20 protein-coding genes, 3 tRNA genes and 1 pseudogene are annotated in these 18,534 nt (G+C 70.5%); 15 read left to right on the top strand and 9 right to left on the bottom strand.

Annotated elements, in window-relative coordinates; genetic code table 11:
• The first annotated feature begins 1 nt into the window (after position 1).
• From AB0L95_RS15500 to htpX, 3 genes are all read left to right on the top strand, one after another.
• On the top strand, positions 2-1,630 hold the full coding sequence (locus tag AB0L95_RS15500) for an NADH-quinone oxidoreductase subunit M (protein WP_365162018.1): 1,629 nt from the start codon (positions 2-4) through the stop codon (positions 1,628-1,630).
• Entirely contained in the window at positions 1,627-3,126 is a 1,500-nt protein-coding gene (locus AB0L95_RS15495) for an NADH-quinone oxidoreductase subunit N (RefSeq protein WP_365162016.1), read from the top strand. Before AB0L95_RS15500 ends, AB0L95_RS15495 begins: the two co-directional genes overlap by 4 nt.
• A gap of 208 nt (positions 3,127-3,334) precedes the next feature.
• The gene (gene htpX, locus AB0L95_RS15490) at positions 3,335-4,198 is read left to right on the top strand and encodes a zinc metalloprotease HtpX (RefSeq protein WP_365162015.1); all 864 of its coding nucleotides are present in this window, start codon (positions 3,335-3,337) and stop codon (positions 4,196-4,198) included.
• A 261-nt stretch (positions 4,199-4,459) separates the two neighbouring features.
• On the opposite strand, the pseudogene AB0L95_RS15485 reads toward htpX, so the two are convergent.
• From AB0L95_RS15485 to AB0L95_RS15475, 3 genes and pseudogenes are all read right to left on the bottom strand, one after another.
• Positions 4,460-4,582: pseudogene (locus tag AB0L95_RS15485) on the bottom strand (replication initiator); the annotation flags it as partial.
• Between the two features lie 418 nt (positions 4,583-5,000).
• Positions 5,001-5,177: a hypothetical protein gene (locus AB0L95_RS15480; protein ID WP_365162013.1), complete on the bottom strand. Its 177-nt coding sequence runs from the start codon at positions 5,175-5,177 to the stop codon at positions 5,001-5,003.
• A gap of 549 nt (positions 5,178-5,726) precedes the next feature.
• Complete coding sequence (locus AB0L95_RS15475) at positions 5,727-6,128, bottom strand: YccF domain-containing protein (RefSeq protein ID WP_365162011.1); 402 nt, start codon at positions 6,126-6,128, stop codon at positions 5,727-5,729.
• 227 nt (positions 6,129-6,355) lie between these two features.
• Here AB0L95_RS15475 and AB0L95_RS15470 point away from each other — a divergent pair, with 227 nt between their 5' ends.
• Positions 6,356-6,922, top strand: a complete 567-nt coding sequence (locus AB0L95_RS15470; RefSeq protein WP_365162009.1) for an SMI1/KNR4 family protein — start codon at positions 6,356-6,358, stop codon at positions 6,920-6,922.
• A gap of 80 nt (positions 6,923-7,002) precedes the next feature.
• Here AB0L95_RS15470 and AB0L95_RS15465 read toward each other — a convergent pair whose 3' ends face one another.
• The gene (locus AB0L95_RS15465; protein WP_365162006.1) at positions 7,003-8,265 is read right to left on the bottom strand and encodes an APC family permease; all 1,263 of its coding nucleotides are present in this window, start codon (positions 8,263-8,265) and stop codon (positions 7,003-7,005) included.
• A gap of 180 nt (positions 8,266-8,445) precedes the next feature.
• On the opposite strand from AB0L95_RS15465, the gene AB0L95_RS15460 reads away from it, so the two are divergent.
• Positions 8,446-8,712: a GlsB/YeaQ/YmgE family stress response membrane protein gene (locus AB0L95_RS15460; RefSeq protein WP_365162258.1), complete on the top strand. Its 267-nt coding sequence runs from the start codon at positions 8,446-8,448 to the stop codon at positions 8,710-8,712.
• Between the two features lie 117 nt (positions 8,713-8,829).
• Here AB0L95_RS15460 and AB0L95_RS15455 read toward each other — a convergent pair whose 3' ends face one another.
• Complete coding sequence (locus tag AB0L95_RS15455; RefSeq protein ID WP_365162004.1) at positions 8,830-9,318, bottom strand: YajQ family cyclic di-GMP-binding protein; 489 nt, start codon at positions 9,316-9,318, stop codon at positions 8,830-8,832.
• A 224-nt stretch (positions 9,319-9,542) separates the two neighbouring features.
• Between AB0L95_RS15455 and AB0L95_RS15450 the strand changes: the two genes are divergently transcribed.
• From AB0L95_RS15450 to AB0L95_RS15440, 3 genes are all read left to right on the top strand, one after another.
• Positions 9,543-9,624 (top strand) — tRNA-Tyr (locus AB0L95_RS15450).
• A gap of 295 nt (positions 9,625-9,919) precedes the next feature.
• Positions 9,920-10,393 (top strand): NUDIX domain-containing protein, encoded by a 474-nt coding sequence (locus AB0L95_RS15445; protein WP_365162002.1) that lies wholly within the window; start codon positions 9,920-9,922, stop codon positions 10,391-10,393.
• Positions 10,394-10,458: 65 nt separating this feature from the next.
• Positions 10,459-10,671 carry a hypothetical protein gene (locus AB0L95_RS15440; RefSeq protein ID WP_365162000.1) on the top strand — a complete coding sequence of 71 codons (213 nt, stop codon included), beginning with the start codon at positions 10,459-10,461 and terminating at the stop codon, positions 10,669-10,671.
• A gap of 16 nt (positions 10,672-10,687) precedes the next feature.
• Here the strand turns inward: AB0L95_RS15440 and AB0L95_RS15435 are convergent, their stop codons facing one another.
• Positions 10,688-11,344, bottom strand: a complete 657-nt coding sequence (locus AB0L95_RS15435; RefSeq protein WP_365161998.1) for an SDR family oxidoreductase — start codon at positions 11,342-11,344, stop codon at positions 10,688-10,690.
• A 228-nt stretch (positions 11,345-11,572) separates the two neighbouring features.
• Positions 11,573-12,823, bottom strand: coding sequence for an amidohydrolase family protein (locus AB0L95_RS15430; protein WP_365161996.1), 1,251 nt, complete (start codon positions 12,821-12,823; stop codon positions 11,573-11,575).
• A 211-nt stretch (positions 12,824-13,034) separates the two neighbouring features.
• Here AB0L95_RS15430 and AB0L95_RS15425 point away from each other — a divergent pair.
• The 6 genes from AB0L95_RS15425 (at position 13,035) to AB0L95_RS15400 (ending at position 15,741) form a co-directional block, all read left to right on the top strand.
• Positions 13,035-13,107, top strand: a tRNA-Thr gene (locus AB0L95_RS15425).
• Between the two features lie 46 nt (positions 13,108-13,153).
• Positions 13,154-13,226: transfer RNA gene (locus tag AB0L95_RS15420), tRNA-Met, on the top strand.
• Positions 13,227-13,320: 94 nt separating this feature from the next.
• Positions 13,321-13,485, top strand: a complete 165-nt coding sequence (rpmG, locus tag AB0L95_RS15415; RefSeq protein ID WP_003948671.1) for a 50S ribosomal protein L33 — start codon at positions 13,321-13,323, stop codon at positions 13,483-13,485.
• A 181-nt stretch (positions 13,486-13,666) separates the two neighbouring features.
• Positions 13,667-14,131, top strand: coding sequence for a MaoC family dehydratase N-terminal domain-containing protein (locus AB0L95_RS15410; RefSeq protein WP_365161994.1), 465 nt, complete (start codon positions 13,667-13,669; stop codon positions 14,129-14,131).
• Positions 14,128-14,556 (top strand): MaoC family dehydratase, encoded by a 429-nt coding sequence (locus AB0L95_RS15405; protein WP_365161992.1) that lies wholly within the window; start codon positions 14,128-14,130, stop codon positions 14,554-14,556. The genes AB0L95_RS15410 and AB0L95_RS15405 overlap by 4 nt, the downstream gene beginning before the upstream one ends.
• Positions 14,557-14,685: 129 nt before the next feature.
• Positions 14,686-15,741, top strand: coding sequence for a UDP-N-acetylmuramate dehydrogenase (locus AB0L95_RS15400; protein ID WP_365161990.1), 1,056 nt, complete (start codon positions 14,686-14,688; stop codon positions 15,739-15,741).
• Between the two features lie 104 nt (positions 15,742-15,845).
• Here AB0L95_RS15400 and AB0L95_RS15395 read toward each other — a convergent pair whose 3' ends face one another.
• The gene (locus AB0L95_RS15395; RefSeq protein WP_365161988.1) at positions 15,846-16,478 is read right to left on the bottom strand and encodes an SDR family oxidoreductase; all 633 of its coding nucleotides are present in this window, start codon (positions 16,476-16,478) and stop codon (positions 15,846-15,848) included.
• Between the two features lie 137 nt (positions 16,479-16,615).
• On the opposite strand from AB0L95_RS15395, the gene AB0L95_RS15390 reads away from it, so the two are divergent.
• On the top strand, positions 16,616-17,269 hold the full coding sequence (locus AB0L95_RS15390) for a TetR/AcrR family transcriptional regulator (protein ID WP_365161986.1): 654 nt from the start codon (positions 16,616-16,618) through the stop codon (positions 17,267-17,269).
• Positions 17,270-17,369: 100 nt separating this feature from the next.
• On the opposite strand, the gene AB0L95_RS15385 is transcribed toward AB0L95_RS15390, so the two are convergent.
• A complete protein-coding gene (locus tag AB0L95_RS15385; protein WP_365161984.1) occupies positions 17,370-18,410 on the bottom strand; it encodes an adenosine deaminase in 1,041 nt (346 codons plus the stop codon).
• Positions 18,411-18,534 lie beyond the last annotated feature (124 nt).

The following is an 18,534-nucleotide window of genomic DNA, read 5'->3' as shown; positions in this document are numbered from 1 at the left end:
CGTGATCGATATCAGCGAGTCCGTGATGCAGTTCCTTCTGGCATTCATCGTCGTCGTGCCGCTCATCGGCGCGCTCGCCGCTCTCCTGCCGGCCCCGCCCGGACTGAAGGGGAAGTCGCCCGAGCAGGCCGTGCTGCGGCACGGAGTCACCGTCACCGGCGCCGTCCTCGTCGCCGCGATCGTCCTCGCGCTCGGCTTCGACCACGACCATCCGTCGAAAATGCAGGCTACGACCGACATCAGCTGGATCCCCGCACTCGATGTGCGGATCCACCTCGGCATCGACGGCATCTCCCTCCCCCTTCTGGTGCTGACCGCGCTGCTGACCTTCCTCTGCGCGCTCTACTCGTACTTCAAGCCGCCCACGGGGCCTTCCCCGAAGGCGTTCGTCGCTCTGCTGCTCGTCCTCGAGTCCGGCACCCTCGCCACGTTCGCCGTCCTCGACCTGCTGCTGTTCTTCCTCGCGTTCGAGACGGTCCTCATCCCGATGTACTTCCTCATCGCCCGCTGGGGCGGTGAGGGGCGGACCCAGGCCGCGTGGCGATTCATCCTCTTCACGCTGCTCGGCTCCGTCGTCATGCTGCTCGGCCTGCTGTTGATCGGACTCAAGTCAGGCACGTTCGACATGGTGGCACTCGCCACTGACAACGGCCGGTCACTCACCGCATCCGTGCAGGTCATCGCCGTTCTCGCGATCGGGATCGGGCTCGCGGTCAAGACGCCGATGTGGCCGCTGCACAGCTGGCTGCCCGACGCCCACACCGCGGCACCCACCGTCGGCTCGGTCCTGCTGGCCGGCGTGCTGCTGAAGATGGGCACGTACGGGTTCGTGCGCATCCTTCTGCCGGTCGCGCCGGAGGGGTTCCACACCTTCGCGCCCTACCTCGCCGCCTTCGCCGTCGTCGGGATCATCTACGGATCCCTGGCCTGCCTCGCCCTCGTCAAGCGGGGCGCGAAAGGCGACCTCAAGCGGCTCATCGCCTACTCCTCCGTCGGCCACATGGGCTTCGTGCTGCTCGGCATCGCGACGACCACCCCGACCGGAGTGAACGGCGCACTGTTCGCCAACATCGCCCACGGCCTCATCACCGGCCTGCTCTTCTTCCTCGTCGGCGCGCTGAAGGAACGCACGGGCACCACCGACCTCGACGCCCTGGCCCTCCCGTCGCCCGACCACCACTCCTCAGCGAGCGGCTCCGCCGCCCCGGATCATTCCCCGGTCGGCGCCGCCCTCTACGGCAAGGCACCCCGTCTCGGCGGACTGCTCGCCTTCGCCGCCGTCGCCTCCCTCGGCCTGCCGGGACTGGCCGGATTCTGGGGCGAGATGCTGGCCATGTTCGGCGCCTTCAAGCCCGCCGCCGACCTCAGCCGTCCGGCCTTCCTCACCTTCATGGCGATCGCCGCGTTCGGCACCCTGCTCACCGCCGCGTACATGCTCATCGTGGTACGGCGGGTGTGCATGGGCGCCGTACCGCAGGAGACCCCGAACCTCGCCGACGTCCGCACATACGAATTCGCGGCCTGGACGCCGCTCGTCGTCCTCACCGTCGTCGCCGGCCTGTGGCCCAGGGCCCTCCTCGGTCTGACCGATCCGGCCGTGCAGCAGCTCCTCGCAGGAGGCACCCGATGAGCTCCCTCGTCCAGTCCGTCGACTGGTTGGCGATCGCGCCGCCCACCATCGCGGCAGTCGTCGGACTGGTCGTCCTCGTCGCCGATCTCTTCCTCGACGAGCGGAGAAAGGCCCTGCTGGGCTGGGTCTCGGTCGCGGGGCTCGCCGTCGCGACGCTCATGCTGCTGCCCCTCCTGGACGGCGACCGCGCCACCTTCTGCCTGACGGGCGATCCGCACCTGTGCAGCTACACGGCGGACCGTTTCACCCTCGTCATCCAGCTCCTGGTTCTCCTCGGCGCCCTTCTCGCGGCCCTGTTGTCAGTCACCACCCTGAAGGACGCCCGGAAGACGGTCCCCGAAGGTGAGTTCTGGTTCCTGCTGCTCTCCTCCGCCGCCGGAGCCGCCCTGCTGCCCGCCTCCCGCGACCTGGCGACCCTCATCGTCGCCCTGGAGGTCGCGTCCCTGCCGGCGTTCGCTCTCGTCGGCATCCGGTACGGCGACAAGAGGTCCTCCGAAGCGGCCCTGAAGTTCTTCCTGTCGTCCGTCACCGCGACCGCGGTGAGCCTCATGGGCATCAGCTTCGTGTACGCGTCCACGGGCACCCTGTACCTCGTCCGGATCGCCGACCGGATCCAGCACGTGGACAGCCAGCTGCACACCCTCGCCCAGGCGGGTGTCGTCCTCACCCTCGTCGGCTTCGCCTTCAAGACGGCCGCCGTGCCGTTCCACTTCTGGGTGCCCGACACCTATGTGGGCGCGCCCCTTCCGGTCGCCGCGTACCTGTCCGTCGTCGGCAAGGCGGTCGGCTTCTCCGGCCTGATCCTCGTCACCGTCGTGGCCCTCCCGTCGTACTCCGACGTCTGGGGCCCGGCCCTCGCCGTGCTGGCGGCCCTGACCATGACCGTCGGCAACGTCGGCGCCCTGCGGCAGCAGGCCACGCGCGCGTACAGCGCCGTACGCCTGCTCGCCTGGTCCTCCGTCGGCCAGGCGGGCTACCTCCTGGTGCCGATCGCCGCGGCCGCCTACTCCAAGGACGCCCAGAAGTCGATCGGCTCCACCGTGGCGTACGCGCTCATGTACGGGGCGGTGAACCTCGGTGCCTTCGCCGTGGCCGCGCTCGTGGGCCGGGCGAAAGCCCTGAACCGTATCAGCGACTACTGCGGCCTGTACGCGTCCCACCCCCTCGCCGCCCTGCTGCTGGCGTTCTTCCTGCTCTGCCTGGCAGGCCTCCCGCCGGGCATCATCGGCCTCTTCGCGAAGGTCACGGTGTTCTCCGCGGCCGTCGACGCCGGGCTCGGCTGGCTCGCCGTGGTCATGGCCGTGAACGTGGTGATCGCCCTCTTCTACTACCTCCAGTGGACGGCCCTGCTCTTCCGGGCCCCCGAGGGAGAGCCCGAGAAGCACCGCGTCCCGGGCCCGCTCACGGCCGCCATCGCCCTGACCGCCGTCCTGGGCATCGCCCTGTCCGGAGCGCCGCAGATGGTGCTGCGCTTCTCGGCCACCGCCCTGTTCTGACCGACGCCCTCACCGCGCGGGCACTCGAGAGCCGCCACGCGCGTGAGGCCGCCGCCTCACCCGGACGGCCTACGCGTCCCGGTGCCGGCACAAGGGAACTCGCGGTCCCCGCCTGGCGTTGACCAGTGCGGGAGGGTCCACTGAGAAGTGGAGTCAGCAGCATCCGCAGACAAAGGGTTCCCCTGCCGCACCACTTGGAGGGCGTACCGTGCACCGCCGGCACAACGGGCTCAGGACCGCAGTACTCCTCGGGGGGCTGTCCGCACTCATCATCGTCATCGGCAGCCTCTTCGGGCGTACGGGCCTGATCGTCGCGGTCCTCGTAGCGATCGGCACCAATGCGTACGCGTACTGGAACAGCGACAAACTGGCTCTACGCGCGATGCGTGCGCGCCCGGTGAGCGAATTCGAGGCCCCGGGGCTGTACCGCATGGTCCGTGAGCTGTCCAACCAGGCGCGTCAGCCCATGCCGCGGCTCTACATCTCGCCGACGGAGGCGCCGAACGCGTTCGCGACGGGCCGCAATCCGCGCAACGCGGCCGTGTGCTGCACCGAAGGCATCCTGCGCATCCTCGACGAGCGTGAACTGCGCGGTGTCATCGGGCACGAGCTGAGCCATGTCTACAACCGCGACATCCTGATCTCGTCGGTCGCCGGAGCGCTCGCTTCCGTGATCATGTTCCTGGTGAACTTCGCCTGGCTGATCCCGATCGGCCGGTCGGACGACGACGAGGGCCCGGGCCTCCTCGGCCTGCTCCTGATCATGATCCTGGGCCCGCTTGCCGCGTCCCTCATCCAGCTGGCCATCAGCCGCTCCAGGGAGTACCAGGCGGATGCCTCCGGTGCCCAGCTGACCGGCGACCCCCTCGCGCTCGCGAGCGCCCTGCGCAAGCTCGAGGCGGGCACCAGGCAGCTCCCGCTGCCGCCCGAGCCGCGCATCGAGACCGCGAGCCACATGATGATCGCCAACCCCTTCCGTCCGGGCGAGGGAATCACCAAGATGTTCTCCACGCATCCGCCGATGGCGGAGCGCATCGCCCGGCTCGAACAGATGGCAGGCCGCCAGCAGTGAACGCCCGCGCCCCTCAGCCGCTGCCTCCCGCACCAATTTGCGGCCGGTAGCCAGGTCTTCAGCGACTCCTGCGGCGACGCGAGCGAAAGGCCGCCGGGCATGCCGGGCGGCGAAGCGGGACTGTACGAGGCCGACCGAGGAAGCGACACGCCGCCGGACGTCGATGACGGACCGGTGCCAGAGCTTGGAGGTGTGTGCGTGCCACAGCGCGTGGGCGGCATGCTTCCCCACTGCTGTGGACAGGGCCGAAGAACGGGGAGGTCAGGGTGACGAAGAACCGGGGCCGGGGCGGACCGAGCCGGGAATACTTTTGCCGCCGAGGAGGCCCGCGCGAACGAGGTGGAAGGTGTCTCCGGCGTGGAGGCGGGAGCAGGCCGGACAGACGGTTGCGCGCCGGTTGCGGCAGCGGACGAGGAGGCGTTCGCCGGGTTCGTCGCGGGTGTCCTAGCGGCTCGGCATGTTCGGGCCAATGCCTGCTGACCCTGGAGCCGCCTCGGGTGCTGTCGCAGTAGGGGAATGGTCCGGGGCCCAGGTCGCCCGACGTCACACGCTCACAGCAGCCAGACGCCAAGGCCGGCGAAGGCAAGGCCGATCGTGAGGATCACCGGCCCAATCGCGTGATCGCCCCATTTCCTCCGGCCTTCGAGGCGCCGCATGCCGCTGGACACGACCCCACCGGCAATGACGATCGCGCACCCTGCGATCACGATGAGCGCCGCAAAGAAGGGGCCCCAGCCTGGGTCGTAGTTCGGGTTGTTGTGCGCGACCCCTGCCAGGCGTCCCCGAGCTCACCGTGCACGGATCACTCGCCCGCTTTCTCGACGTCCTCGGCCAGGTTCTGGAAATCCGACTCGATACCGGAGTCCGCCGCGTAGACCGCCGTGTTGAGGCCGGTACTGACGGAGTCCTTGCACGCGCCGTCGGCGAGCTTGCCCCTGTCGCTGAGGTTTTCGCCGCCGAGGCTGCCGTGTTCCTCCACGTGATGGAAGTGGGCGTCGGTGGCGGCATTTCCGACCGGTCCGGTCGCAGCGTTCGTCGCCGCGTCCCATCCGATAGTCGCGCCGGTCCTGGTGGTTCCACACGTCAGCCGTGAGGCCGCCGCTGATGTTGCCCAGCGAGCCGTTGACCGCGCTGCCGACCCGGCCCTCGCCGCCGAGGACCTTGCCGACCGCCCTCGGCCGGCGCCGCCGCCCCTTCCTCGGTGAGCGCGCCGAACCGCTCCAGCAGGACGCCACCTTCTCGGCGGCCGAGGTGAAGAGCTTCACCAGGTCCACGATCCTGCTGATGCGTGCGGCCACTGCCGTGTTCGCGACGAGGTCGGAGAGGAAGCCGGTGGACGTCGCTATCGAGGGCGTCGGCAAGTCAGCTCGGTGCCCATGGTGTCCCAGACACGGGCAATCGAGCGGAGCGTGTCGCTGTTGCCGCCCGGGAGCTCCACCCCGCCGGCCTGATCGCCAATCGGGATCTTGTCAGCGAAGAGATCGTCGTGATTCCGAACGGGCAGTCTGTCGCACTCGGAGTCTGGGCCTCAACGACCGCCGAATCCCTGGTCACTGGGTACTACTTCACGTCCCAGCGGCATAAGAGAGATGGGGATCAGTTTCAGGTTGGCCCACCCGAACGGAATGCCGATGATCGAGAGGAACAGCGGGATGCTGGTGATCAGGTGCCCCAGGGCCAGCCACCAACCCGCGAAGACCACCCAGATCACGTTGCCGATGAAGGACGGCGCCCCGGCGTCCGGCCGCTCCACAGTGGTGCGGCCGAACGGCCACAGGACGAAGCCGGCGATACGCAGCGACGCAACGCCGAACGGGATGGTGACGATCAGGATGAAGCAGATCAGCGCGGCGATCAGGTAGCCCAGCGCCATCCAGATGCCACACAAGAACAGCCATAGGATGTTCAGTAGCAGGTTGATCAGCTTCATGATCGGTACCCCTCCAGGTCGCTCCGTCGGCACTCCCTGCCAAGACAAGTATCAGCTGGTCAGGCGTTCAGGCGGAACCGCAACGGCCTTGTAGCGCGATCAGGAAGGTACCGAGACGATCCCGTTCGGCATCGCTGTCTTTCGTATCGGTGTCAGTTCGGTGTCGCGGCGGGCGGGGGTTTTCCACAGGCCGCCCGATTGTCAGTGGTGCCCTGCATCATGAACCTATGACCGAGATCGAGCAGTTGCTGGAGAGGGTGGCGGACCAGGCCCGCAACACCCGCCCATGGGGCTGGTCTTTGCTGCCCGAGCCCGTGGAAAGGGCGGCACTCGCCCGTGCCGAGGGGGCCCTGGGCTTTTCCCTGCCGCCGCTCCTCGCCGAGTTGTATCTGCGGATAGGGGACGGCGGATTCGGCCCTGGGTACGGTCTTTTGCCCCTGCTCGACAGCCCTCCCTCCAGCGAGCCGGCCGCCGTCCCGCAGTACCTCGCCAACCGCGAGAGCGGCCGCAAGGACCCCGAGTGGCCCTGGCCCGAGGGTGTCCTGCCGATATCCCACTGGGGCTGCGGAATGTACGCGTGCGTGGACTGCCGCACCCCGCACGGCACGGTCCTGCTCTACGAGCCGAACGCCGACGAGGCCGACCACGCCTGGTACGTGGACGCCCCCGCCCTCACGGAGTGGCTCCGGACGTGGCTCGACGGCACGGGCTGGTACGAGGAGTCCCACGACGGCGCGGACCTGGCCCCATGGCCGGACTTCCCGATACGTACGGGCACCGCACAGGCGGTGTGAGCGGGCGCCCCCGCACCCCACGTCGGCGACTTCCGGCGGCTCCCGCCACCGCCAGGCCGTCCCCTCCGACGCGGTGGTGGCTACCGCGTGGCACCCCACCGCCGTACCCCGTAGGCCACCACGCCCAGCACCAGCACCCCCGCGCCCACACCCACCGACACGGCGGGCAGCGCGAACGCCAAGGTGATGCAGCCGACGAGCCCGATAGCCGGTACGACGCGCGAAGCCGGCGCCGGACTCAGCGTCCAGGCGGACGCGTTGGCGATCGCGTAGTACGCCAGAACCCCGAAGGAGGAGAAACCGATCGCGCCCCGGACATCCACCGTCGCGGCGAGCGCGGCCACCACGGCACCGACGGTCAGTTCGGCCCGGTGCGGCACCTGGAAGCGTGGGTGCACGGCTGCCAGGGCGCCCGGCAGATGTCGGTCCCTGGCCATGGCCAGTGTCGTCCGCGAGACACCCAGGATGAGCGCCAGCAACGAGCCCAGCGCGGCCACCGCGGCGCCCACCCGCACCACCGGGACGAGCCCGGGCACGCCCGCCGCCCGCGCCGCGTCCGTCAGCGGCGCCTCCGCATGCCCCAGCCCTTCAGGACCCAGCACGGAAAGGACAGCGACAGCCACCGCCACGTACACCACCAGCGCCATGCCCAGCGCCAGCGGGATCGCGCGCGGGATGGTGCGCTCCGGATCCCGGACCTCCTCGCCCAGGGTGGCGATCCGCGCGTACCCGGCGAACGCGAAGAAGAGCAGCCCGGCCGCCTGCAGCACCCCGGCGGCGCCGCCCGAGTGGCCCACGTCGAGCCGCGCCGCGTCGGCCGCCCCGGACCCGAGACACACGACGACCACGGAAGCGAGGACAGCCAGGACCAGCGCCACGATCACCCGCGTCAGCAGGGCCGACTTCTGCATGCCGCCGTAGTTCACGGCGGTGAGCGCCAGCACGGCCGCGACCGCCACCGCGTGCGCCTGCCCCGGCCAGACGTATGCGCCCACGGTGAGTGCCATGGCCGCGCAGGACGCGGTCTTCCCGACCACGAACGACCAGCCCGCCAGATACCCCCAGAACGCGCCGAGCCGCTCCCGCCCGTACACGTAGGTGCCGCCCGAGGCGGGATACAGGGCGGCCAGCCGGGCCGAGGACGCCGCGTTGCAGTAGGCGACCACGGCCGCGACCGCCAGCCCGAGCAGCAGCCCGGACCCGGCCGCGCGCGCCGCCGGGGCGAGAGCGGCGAAGATCCCGGCCCCGACCATCGCTCCCAGGCCGATGACGATGGCGTCACCCAGTCCGAGGGTCCGGCGCAATCCCACCTCAGCGGGCTGGTGCGCCCCCGACCGTGTCATGGGCGCACCCTACCGAGCCGCAACCGTCGAAGACCCGGGGGCGTCCTCCCCGATGACGGGCACGACCGCAGGAAATTGTGCGACCAGCAGCATCGGACGGCGGCGTCAGCGCATGGACACGGCCCGGCCGGAGCAGGAGCACAGCAGCACAGGCACAGCGTGGAGAGGCAGGTTCAGGCCATGGGCATCGTCGGCTGGATCATTCTGGGGCTGTTGGCAGGCGCCATCGCGAAGTTTCTGCTGCCGGGCAAGGACCCCGGCGGCTTCATCGGCACGACCCTCATCGGTGTCGCGGGAGCGTTCATCGGCGGCTGGATCTCCGCCCGCTGGCTCCACCACCCGATCACCAAGCACTTCTACGACGGCCCGACCTGGGCGGCCGCGATCGGCGGCTCCCTGGTGCTGCTGATCATCTACCGCGTCCTGTTCGGCGACTCACGGCGCTGAACGGCGTTGCACGACGCTGACCAAAGCCCTTGAAGCCGCAGCCGGCAGCGGAGAAGGGTGGGCACCCCTGCACGGGGCGTCCACCCTCCCTCGTACAGAACGACAGGCGGCAGAGGCCTACCGGTAGTTCACGAACTGCAGAGCGAAGTCGAAGTCCTTGCCCTTCAGCAGGGCGATCACGGTCTGCAGGTCGTCGCGGCTCTTCGAGGTGACACGCAGTTCGTCGCCCTGCACCTGCGCCTTGATGCCCTTCGGGCCCTCGTCGCGGATGATCTTCGCCACCTTCTTCGCGTTCTCCTGGGAGATGCCCTCCTCGATCGACGCGAAGATCTTGTACTCCTTGCCGGAGAGCTGCGGCTCGCCGGTGTCCAGGGACTTCAGGGAGATCCCGCGCTTGACCAGCTTCGACTCGAAGACGTCGAGGACGGCCTTCACCCGGTCCTCGGAGTTGGCCTGCATCAGGATCTTGTCGCCGGACCAGGCGATCGAGGCGCCGACGTTCTTGAAGTCGTAGCGCTGCGAGATCTCCTTGGCGGCCTGGTTGAGGGCGTTGTCGACCTCCTGCCGCTCGACCTTCGAGACGATGTCGAAACTGGAGTCGGCCATGTCCTGTGGCTCCTTGCATCGGGATGGATCGGGGTGCGTATCGGCGTGCGGGAGCGCGTCCGCCTGGCCCGGCTTCAACCCCGGGCCGCATCCGCTTAAGCCTAGTCATCCCATCCCGCTCAGGGCGCCGATCTATGGGGTGGCGAAGTACCCCCGCGCATCAGGTATCGTTTACGTCGTTGCCAGGGAGCACCGCGAAAATCGGCTCCAGGGCGGCAATCCCCGGCGGTGTGCCCGAGCGGCCAAAGGGAGCAGACTGTAAATCTGCCGGCTTCGCCTTCCCAGGTTCGAATCCTGGCGCCGCCACACTGGGGTAGACCCCCTCTGATCTGTGAAAAAGCAGATCAGAGGGGGTTTCTTCATGTGCGGGACGATCGGCCTGTGGTCGTCGTGGCAGTCGGGTGAGTTGTCTCACGGGGTGCCGTTGCGAGGTCGGTGAGCTTGAGCCGGGAAGCGGCACGAGGCGGGCCGTTCGGTGTGCGGGGAGCCGGGGCGTGGGGGTGTCGTGGTTATCGTCGGAAGGCGTGCTTCGGTCGGCCGTCTCGCCGCTCGAAGGGCGAGCAGGTACCCGTTCGTCGCCGTTGCCCCCGGGAGCCGAGCCATGGGTCGTATCGACTATCTGCATGATCCGGACGCCCCGCCCGCCAACTCCGTCGTGCCTTCGGTCGTGGCCTTCGTGCGGGACGGAACCGGGCGGGTGCTGATGATCCAGCGGTCGGACAACGGCCGTTGGGCGTTGCCGGGCGGTGGGCACGACATCGGGGAGACCATCGCGGACACCGTGGTCCGGGAGGTGCGGGAGGAGACCGGGATCGAGGTGGAGGTCGCCGGCCTCAGCGGGATCTACACCGATCCGGGGCACGTCATGCGGTACGACGACGGAGAGGTCCGCCAGCAGTTCAGTCTCTGCTTCTGGGCGCGGCCGGTCGGCGGGCGGCTGCGGACCAGTTCGGAGACGACACAGGTCCGCTGGGTCGACCCGGGGGACCTCCCGGGTCTGGACGTACACCCCACCATGCGGTTGCGGATCGAGCACGCGATGGACGAGAGCCGGGGCGCGTCCTACGTCGGCTGACCCGGGGCCCGCGGCCCCGTATCGGCTGCCCGCTGTGTCCGGCCGGGTTCTCGTACGCTGAGGCCATGTCGTCGCCCCGTAGGACTTGTCCCGAGTGCCGTCGGGAGATCGCCGTCGTCGCGGGGCGGTTCGCGCGGCACGATCCGCCGGGGGCGCGCGCCGACGGGGCGCTCGTCTCGTGCCCCGGGTCCCGTCGGCTCGCGCAGGCCGGCGCCGCCCAACCCACGCTGGACGGATACGTCGTACCGGAGTTCCCCGGTCAGCTGCCGCTCTTCTGAGACGTCAGGGGGACCCTCAGTTCCCCGCCACGGACTTCACCGCCACCGACACGGGGGTCGAGCCGCTGATCAGTTCCAGGGTCAGACCGGCTGTCGCGGGTGTGTCGACGAGTTCCGCGAGGAGCGCCGCCACGTCGTCCCGGGGGATCGTGCCACGGCCGGTGTGGGCCTCCAGACGTACGAGGCCCTTGCCGGCATCGCTCGTCAGTGAGCCGGGGCGCAGGATCGTCCAGTCCAGGGACTGGTGGGCGCGCACGTACGCGTCGGCCTCGCCCTTGGCCCGCAGGTACACGTCGAAGACCTCGTCGCCCGGGTGCTCCGGGTCCGCGCCCATCGAGGAGACGAGGACGAAACGGCGTACGCCCGCGCGTTCCGCCGCGTCCGCGAGCTTGATCGCCGCGTCCCGGTCCACCGTGAACTTGCGCTCCGCGCCACTGCCCGGACCGGCGCCCGCCGCGAAGACGGCCGCGTCGGCCCCCTCCAGGCGCCCGGCGACCTCCTCGACCGAGGCCGACTCCAGGTCGCAGACGACGGGTTCGGCGCCCGCCGCGCGCAGATCGTCGGCCTGTTCCGCGCGCCGGATGATTCCCGCGACCTCGTCACCGCGCGCGGCGAGCAACCGCTCCAGCCGCAGCGCGATCTGACCATGACCACCAGCGATGACAATGCGCATGTTTCCGACCGTACGCCCGCAGGGGCTCCTTTGCCGCACGACCTCACACGCGGCTCGATACCGACCTTCGTCCACGGCTCGATACCGACGTTCATGTACGGCTCAACACAGGCGTCCGTACGGCTCAACACAGGCGTCGCAGACGTCACTCACTGCACTGACGCTCCGTCATGGCGCGTACGGCCTCCGACGATCCTCAACCGTAACGCGCACGCCGTGGGGCCGCGGTCACGACGGCTGGGCCCGCCCCTGGCGCGGCAGGTCCAGGGCCACCGCCGCGGAGCCGCAGTACTCCCGTACCGCGCTCGTACGAGCGACCACGCGTCCCCGGTGCACCACGATCCGGCTGTACGCGAGCGACAGCACCCCTGCCAGCTCCTCGCCGCGCACGGCGAGGAGCTCCGCCGGGAATCCCGCCTCGACGCGCACCTCCGGCAGCCCGAGCGCGGCCCGCGCCGACGTGCTCACCAGGTCGTACGCCTCTTCGGGACGGAGCCCGTACCGCGACGCCAGCAGATACGCCGCCTCCAGGGGGTCCCCTCGCCCCACCGGGTTGGCCATGTCCCTGAGCGCCCCGCTGCCCGCAGCCACCCGCACCCCGGCCGACCGCAGCAGCCGTACCGGAGCGGTGTCGCGCCGTTCGACGCCGCCGCAGCCGCCCTGGGGCAGACAGACGATCGTCACCCCGGCGGCGGCGAGCCGGTCCGCGGCGCGGGCGGCCGTCGCCGCCGGGAGCCGCCCCAGGCCGCCGCACGGGCCCAGCGTCACCCCGGGCCGCAGTCCGCCCGCCATCGTCGCGATCCGGATGAGCCGTGCCGGGTCGTCGGCGTCCGTGTGCAGATCGACCGGACAGCCGTACTCGGAGGCCAGTTCGAGGACTGTCTCCACGTACCCCGTGGGGTCGGGATCCGTGTCCGGGCGGCCGCCCACCACGGCCGCGCCCATCTTGACCGCGTCCCGCAGTATCGCCAGTCCGTCCGCCCCGGCGGCCCCGGTCAGCACCCGGGGCATCGCCACCGTCGTCAGCTCGGCGAGCCCGCTCAGTGAGCGCCGCGCCCGCAGGACCGCCGCCAGCCCCTCCAGGCCCTGGACATCGCCGATGCGCACGTGGGAGCGCAATGCCGTGGCACCGTGCCCCAGCTGGAGCAGTGCGGCCTCGGTGGCACGCCGCTGGACCTCGTCGGGGTGGTGCGACACGGGCCCGTCGTCGCCGTCCGCGGACAGCGCCGTGTCCCCGTGCGCGTGGGGTTCGGCAGGGGCCGGGAGCAGCAGATAGCCGCGGAGGTCGACGCGGGTGCCGGCCGCTCCCGAGGTCAGGCTGCCCGCCGTGCCGACGGCCTCGATGCGCCCGCCGCCCAGCCGCACGTCCACCGTCCGCCCGTCGGTGAGCCGCGCTCCGCAGAGCAGGAGGGGGTTCGCGTCGGCCGGTCCCGACGACGAGGGCGACGAACGGGGCGGCTGCGGTCGGCTGTCGGGCATCGCGCTCCTGGGGTTCGGGGCGGCTGCGCACCGGAGGCAAGATCACGGAGAGTGAGTCGAGCCTAGGGTGACGACCGGGCCGGGACGGGGAGGAGCGCAATAGTCGTACCGGTGTGGTGCTTGCCGCTGTGGGGGGCGAAGGGGCTGCTGAGGCGGGCCGGGCAATGGATTTGGGCGAACGGCGGGCGACCGTGTAATGTCTTCATCGCTCGCCCCAATAGCTCAGTCGGCAGAGCGTCTCCATGGTAAGGAGAAGGTCAACGGTTCGATTCCGTTTTGGGGCTCTGGTGTGAGAGGCTCCCGTCGCAAGGCGGGGCCCGATCGCATCGCAGCGGTGTAGCTCAGTCGGTAGAGCAAGCGGCTCATAATCGCTGTGTCACCGGTTCAAGTCCGGTCACCGCTACTTACAGTAGCCGATTGCGGGGTCGGTCCTTCGATCGGCTACTCTTTCTTGCGTTAATTTCATTTCGTCAATCCGTTCGTCAAGGAGCACTCACGTGGCTGCCACCGACGTCCGCCCGAAGATCACGCTGGCCTGCGTGGAGTGCAAGGAGCGGAACTACATCACCAAGAAGAACCGGCGTAACAACCCGGACCGTCTTGAGATGAAGAAGCACTGCCCGCGTTGCAACGCGCACACCGCGCACCGCGAGACGCGATAAATCAGGCTCGTACGCGAGGCCGTCCCCTGTTATGGGGACGGCCTCGCGGCGTTACGGCGGCCGGAACCACGGGTTCTGCCGAGCCGGCGCCACAATGGGGCGTATCGGCCCACCGACCCCGTACCGGACCGGATCCCGTACCGGGCCAGATCCCGTAGAACAACCAGGAGGTACCGAGCCCATGGCGCTCGACCAGTCCTTCGTGGGGCGGTCCTACCCGCCCACCGACCCCTACGAGGTGGGTCGGGAGAAGATCCGCGAGTTCGCGGAGGCGATCGGGGACGCCAACCCGGCCTACACCGACCCGGAGGCCGCCAAGGAACTCGGTCACTCCGATGTGATCGCCCCGCCGACCTTCGTCTTCGCGATCACGTACAAGGCCGCGGGCCAGGTCGTCCAGGACCCCCAACTGGGCCTCGACTACAGCCGGGTCGTGCACGGTGACCAGAAGTTCACGTACACCCGCCCGGTGCGGGCCGGTGACCGGCTGAGCGTCACCTCGACCATCGAGTCGATCAAGTCGCTGGCCGGCAACGACGTCCTGGACATCCGCGGCGAGGTCCACGACGAGGCCGGCGAGCACGTGGTGACCGCCTGGACCAAGCTCGTGGCCCGGGCGGCGGAAGAGGAGGCAGGGCGCGCATGACCGCGAAGATCGCGTACGACACCGTCGAGGTCGGCACCGAGCTGCCGACGCAGACCTTCCCCGTCACCCGTGCCACGCTCGTGCAGTACGCCGGGGCCTCCGGGGACTTCAACCCCATCCACTGGAACGAGAAGTTCGCCAAGGAGGTGGGCCTGCCGGACGTCATCGCGCACGGCATGTTCACCATGGCCGAGGCCGCCCGTGTGGTGACCGACTGGGTGGGCGACCCGGGCGCCGTCGTCGAGTACGGCGTCCGCTTCACCCGGCCTGTCGTCGTCCCCAACGACGACCAGGGCGCTGTCGTCGAGGTCAGCGGCAAGGTCGCGGCCAAGCTCGACGACCAGACCGTCCGCGTCGACCTCACGGCGACCAGTGCGGGCCAGAAGGTGCTGGGCATGTCCCGGGCGGTCGTACGACTGGCCTGAGGGCCCTCACCGACGGCCGGCCGCACCTCACGGTGGCGGCCGAAGCCGCGTTCCGGCGCTTCGTGCACCCGTACGTGGACCGCGTACGGGTGTGTCGGGGCTGTCGGTGCCGTCTCGTAGTCTTGGCGCGTGCAGGAACTCCACGATGCTCCGCTCGCCCCGCTGACCACCTTCCGGCTGGGCGGGCCCGCGACCCGTCTGATCACCGCCACCACCGACGCCGAGGTGATCGCGGCGGTCCGTGAGGCCGACGACTCCGGCACCCCGCTGCTGCTGATCGGCGGCGGATCCAACCTGGTCATCGGTGACAAGGGCTTCGACGGCACCGCCCTGCACATCGCCACGAAGGGCTTCTCGCTCGACGGCACGACGCTGGAGCTGGCCGCCGGCGAGGTGTGGACCGACGCGGTCGCCCGCACCGTCGAGGCCGGACTCGCCGGGATCGAGTGCCTCGCCGGAATCCCCGGTTCCGCGGGTGCCACCCCGATCCAGAACGTGGGGGCGTACGGCCAGGAGGTCTCCTCCACCATCACCGAGGTGATCGCCTACGACCGCACGGCGGGCGAGACGGTCACGCTGACGAACGCCGAGTGCGCGTTCTCGTACCGCCACAGCGGCTTCAAGGCCGACCCCGAGCGCTATGTCGTCCTGCGTGTCCGCTTCGCGCTGGAGGACGCGCAGGGACTGTCGGGCCCGGTCAAGTACGCCGAGACGGCCCGCGCCCTCGGGGTCGAGCCGGGTGAGCGCGTGCCGCTGGCCGTCGCCCGTGAGACCGTCCTCAAGCTGCGTGCGGGGAAGGGCATGGTGCTGGATCCCGAGGACCACGACACCTGGTCGGCGGGCTCCTTCTTCACCAACCCGATCCTCACGGACGAGGAGTTCGCCGCCTTCCACGCGCGCGTGAAGGAGCGGCTGGGCGAGGAGGCGCAGCCGCCCGCGTACGCGGCGGGCGACGGCCACACCAAGACCTCGGCGGCCTGGCTCATCGACAAGGCGGGCTTCACCAAGGGCTACGGCACCGGGCCCGCCCGCATCTCCACCAAGCACACGCTCGCCCTCACCAACCGCGGCGGCGCGACCACCGAGGACCTGCTGGCCCTGGCTCGCGAGGTCGTCGCCGGAGTCCACGAGGCCTTCGGGGTCACGCTGGTCAACGAGCCGGTGACGGTGGGCGTGAGCCTCTGAGGCGCCTCCGCCCAGGTAGGCCCCACCAGTAGCCGCCCTGGCCGCTGCCCCTAAGAGGCCCTGATGGGTCTTGATGGGCGCTGAGGGGCCCTGATTTGGCCCCCTCAATAAGCCACCCCCACCCCCTGCTTCACCGTCCCCGGGTCTTCGGCCATCGCCAGCATCGCGTGGGCCACGTCGGCGCGCGCGATGAGGCGGCCCCGGCGCGGGAAGCCGCCGACGACCGTGCGGTAGGAGCCGGTGAGCGGCTTGTTCTGCAGGCGGGGCGGGCGTACGACCGTCCAGTCCGTGGCACTGCCCGCCAGCGCGGCCTCCATCTCCCGCAGGTCGGCGTAGACGTCCTTGAGCAGTGCCGAGACGAGCCCGCGCAGGGAGCGGTCCAGCACTCCGTCCCCCTCGGCCTCGGGGCCGACCGGTCCGGCGCTGACCACGAGCAGCCGACGGACCCCCTCCGCCTCCATGGCGTTCAGCACCGTGCGGGTCAGCCGGGTGGCGACCCCGGCGTCCTTGCGGCTGCGCGCGCCGAGCCCGGACAGCACCGCGTCGCGGCCGGCGACGGCAGGGCGGACCGTCTCGGGGGCGGACAGGTCGGCCCGGACCACCGTCAGGTTCGCCCCCGTCACGGTGAGCCGCGCCGGATCCCGGACCACCGCGGTGACCTCGTGCCCCGCGTTCAGCGCCTGCCGCACGATCTCCTGACCGATGCCACCGGTGGCACCGAAAACGGTGAGCTTCATTGGGTACTCCCGTACTCCCGTAATGCGTACGCTGCTGTGAGTGGGTGAGTGCTTACTCACCTTGCTGTCCTCCAGGGTGGGTAAGCACTCACCCACCCGTCAACCCTTTTGGGCCGTTCATGGAATCCTTGGTGCCCATGCAGCAGACGCAGCCGAAGCCGGCCCGGGTCCGAATCCTCGACGCCGCACACGACCTGATGCTCACCGTCGGGCTCGCCCGGGCCACCACCAAGGAGATCGCCAGGGCGGCCGGCTGCTCCGAAGCGGCGCTGTACAAGTACTTCCCGAGCAAGGAGGAGCTGTTCATCCAGGTCCTGCACGAGCGCCTGCCGCGGCTCACCCCGCTGCTGCGCAGTCTCGCCGCAGAGCCCGGGCAGCGCACCCTGGAGGAGAACCTCACCGAGATCGCCCGCCGGGCGGCCCTCTTCTACGAGCAGAGCTTTCCGATCGCGGCCTCGCTCTACGCGGAGACCCAGCTCAAGCGGCGGCACGACGAGGCGATGCGGCAGATGGGAGCGGGGCCGCACGTGCCCATCGAGGGCGTCGCCGCCTATCTGGAGGCCGAGCGGGCGGCTGGGCGCCTCCGCGCCGACGCGGACACCTTCGCGGCCGCGTCGCTCCTCCTCGGTGCCTGCGCGCAGCGCGCGTTCGCCTACGACGCGACGGCGACCGGTGCGCGGCCGCCCGTGGACGACTTCGCACACCGCCTCGCCCGGACGCTGCTCAGCGGGATCACCAGCCCGGGGAGCACGGAGAGCCCCTCGGCCCCGGGCCCCCAGGGCCCCTCCTGACCGGCCCCAGAACCCTCGCCGACGGCGCGCCCCAGCGGCCGGGGCGGCAGCCTTCCGTCACCGCGCCGCCCCGCGCCGCCCGCGCCGAGTCACACCTCCGTCAGGCCCCCGGACCCGCCAGCCACGCGTCTACGCCCGCCAGCAGCCTCGCCTTCTCGTCCTCGGGCGCCGCGGACGCGCGCAGCGACTGCCGTGCCAGTTCCGCCAGTTCGGCGTCCGTGAAGCCGTGGTCGCGGCGGGCGATCTCGTACTGGGCCGCGAGGCGCGAGCCGAACAGCAGCGGGTCGTCCGCGCCCAGGGCCATCGGGACGCCCGCGTCGAACAGTTTTCGCAGGGGGACGTCCTCGGGCTTCTCGTAGACGCCGAGCGCGACGTTCGACGCCGGGCACACCTCGCAGGTCACCCCGCGGTCCGCCAAGCGCTTCAGGAGCCGCGGGTCCTCCGCCGCGCGCACCCCGTGGCCCACCCGGTCGGCGTGCAGGTCGTCCAGGCAGTCGCGTACCGAGGACGGTCCGGTCAGCTCGCCGCCGTGCGGGGCCGACAGCAGCCCGCCGTCGCGGGCGATGGCGAAGGCGCGGTCGAAGTCCCGGGCCATGCCCCGGCGTTCGTCGTTCGACAGGCCGAAGCCCACCACCCCGCGGTCCCGGTGGCGCACCGCCAGGCGCGCCAGGGTGCGGGCGTCCAGGGGGTGCTTCATCCGGTTCGCGGCGACCAGGACGCGCATCCCGAGGCCGGTCTCCCGCATGGCCGAGTCCACCGCGTCCAGGATGATCTCCAGCGCCGGGATCAGACCGCCCAGGCGTGGTGCGTAGGACGTCGGGTCGACCTGGATCTCCAGCCATCTCGACCCGTCCCTGATGTCCTCCTCCGCGGCCTCCCGTACCAGCCGCCGGATGTCCTCCGGCTCCCGCAGGCACGAGCGCGCCGCGTCGTACAGCCGTTGGAAGCGGAACCAGCCCCGCTCGTCCGTCGCCCGCAGCCGGGGCGGCTCCCCGCTGACCAGCGCCTCGATCAGGGCCTCGGGCAGCCGTACGCCGTACTTGTCGGCCAGTTCCAGGAGGGTGGCGGGCCGCATCGACCCGGTGAAGTGCAGATGGAGGTGGGCCTTCGGCAGCTCAGAGACATCACGTACGTGCTCCATCCCAGGATCCTGCCGCACGTCCTGGGCGTCCCGGTAGCGGTTTCCCCGGACGTGGTCTTGCTCGCACAAACAACGGACGGACGATGGACGGACGATGGACGGACGAAGGGGGCGCCGAGGGATG

The sequence above is a fragment of the Streptomyces sp. NPDC052036 genome (assembly GCF_040680495.1).
Taxonomy (GTDB): domain Bacteria; phylum Actinomycetota; class Actinomycetes; order Streptomycetales; family Streptomycetaceae; genus Streptomyces.
This window is presented reverse-complemented; position numbering and strand designations above follow the sequence as displayed.

Excerpts from the sequence above, each read along its gene's own strand:
- AB0L95_RS15435 (WP_365161998.1), bottom strand. The coding sequence starts at position 11,344 with ATGCGCATTGTCATCGCTGGTGGTCATGGTCAGATCGCGCTGCGGCTG.
- AB0L95_RS15405 (WP_365161992.1), top strand. The coding sequence starts at position 14,128 with ATGACCGCGAAGATCGCGTACGACACCGTCGAGGTCGGCACCGAGCTG.
- AB0L95_RS15460 (WP_365162258.1), top strand. The coding sequence starts at position 8,446 with ATGGGCATCGTCGGCTGGATCATTCTGGGGCTGTTGGCAGGCGCCATC.
- AB0L95_RS15495 (WP_365162016.1), top strand. The coding sequence starts at position 1,627 with ATGAGCTCCCTCGTCCAGTCCGTCGACTGGTTGGCGATCGCGCCGCCC.
- AB0L95_RS15385 (WP_365161984.1), bottom strand. The coding sequence starts at position 18,410 with ATGGAGCACGTACGTGATGTCTCTGAGCTGCCGAAGGCCCACCTCCAT.
- AB0L95_RS15465 (WP_365162006.1), bottom strand. The coding sequence starts at position 8,265 with ATGACACGGTCGGGGGCGCACCAGCCCGCTGAGGTGGGATTGCGCCGG.
- AB0L95_RS15475 (WP_365162011.1), bottom strand. The coding sequence starts at position 6,128 with ATGAAGCTGATCAACCTGCTACTGAACATCCTATGGCTGTTCTTGTGT.
- AB0L95_RS15390 (WP_365161986.1), top strand. The coding sequence starts at position 16,616 with ATGCAGCAGACGCAGCCGAAGCCGGCCCGGGTCCGAATCCTCGACGCC.
- AB0L95_RS15440 (WP_365162000.1), top strand. The coding sequence starts at position 10,459 with ATGTCGTCGCCCCGTAGGACTTGTCCCGAGTGCCGTCGGGAGATCGCC.
- AB0L95_RS15445 (WP_365162002.1), top strand. The coding sequence starts at position 9,920 with ATGGGTCGTATCGACTATCTGCATGATCCGGACGCCCCGCCCGCCAAC.
- AB0L95_RS15430 (WP_365161996.1), bottom strand. The coding sequence starts at position 12,823 with ATGCCCGACAGCCGACCGCAGCCGCCCCGTTCGTCGCCCTCGTCGTCG.
- AB0L95_RS15410 (WP_365161994.1), top strand. The coding sequence starts at position 13,667 with ATGGCGCTCGACCAGTCCTTCGTGGGGCGGTCCTACCCGCCCACCGAC.
- AB0L95_RS15395 (WP_365161988.1), bottom strand. The coding sequence starts at position 16,478 with ATGAAGCTCACCGTTTTCGGTGCCACCGGTGGCATCGGTCAGGAGATC.
- AB0L95_RS15455 (WP_365162004.1), bottom strand. The coding sequence starts at position 9,318 with ATGGCCGACTCCAGTTTCGACATCGTCTCGAAGGTCGAGCGGCAGGAG.
- AB0L95_RS15470 (WP_365162009.1), top strand. The coding sequence starts at position 6,356 with ATGACCGAGATCGAGCAGTTGCTGGAGAGGGTGGCGGACCAGGCCCGC.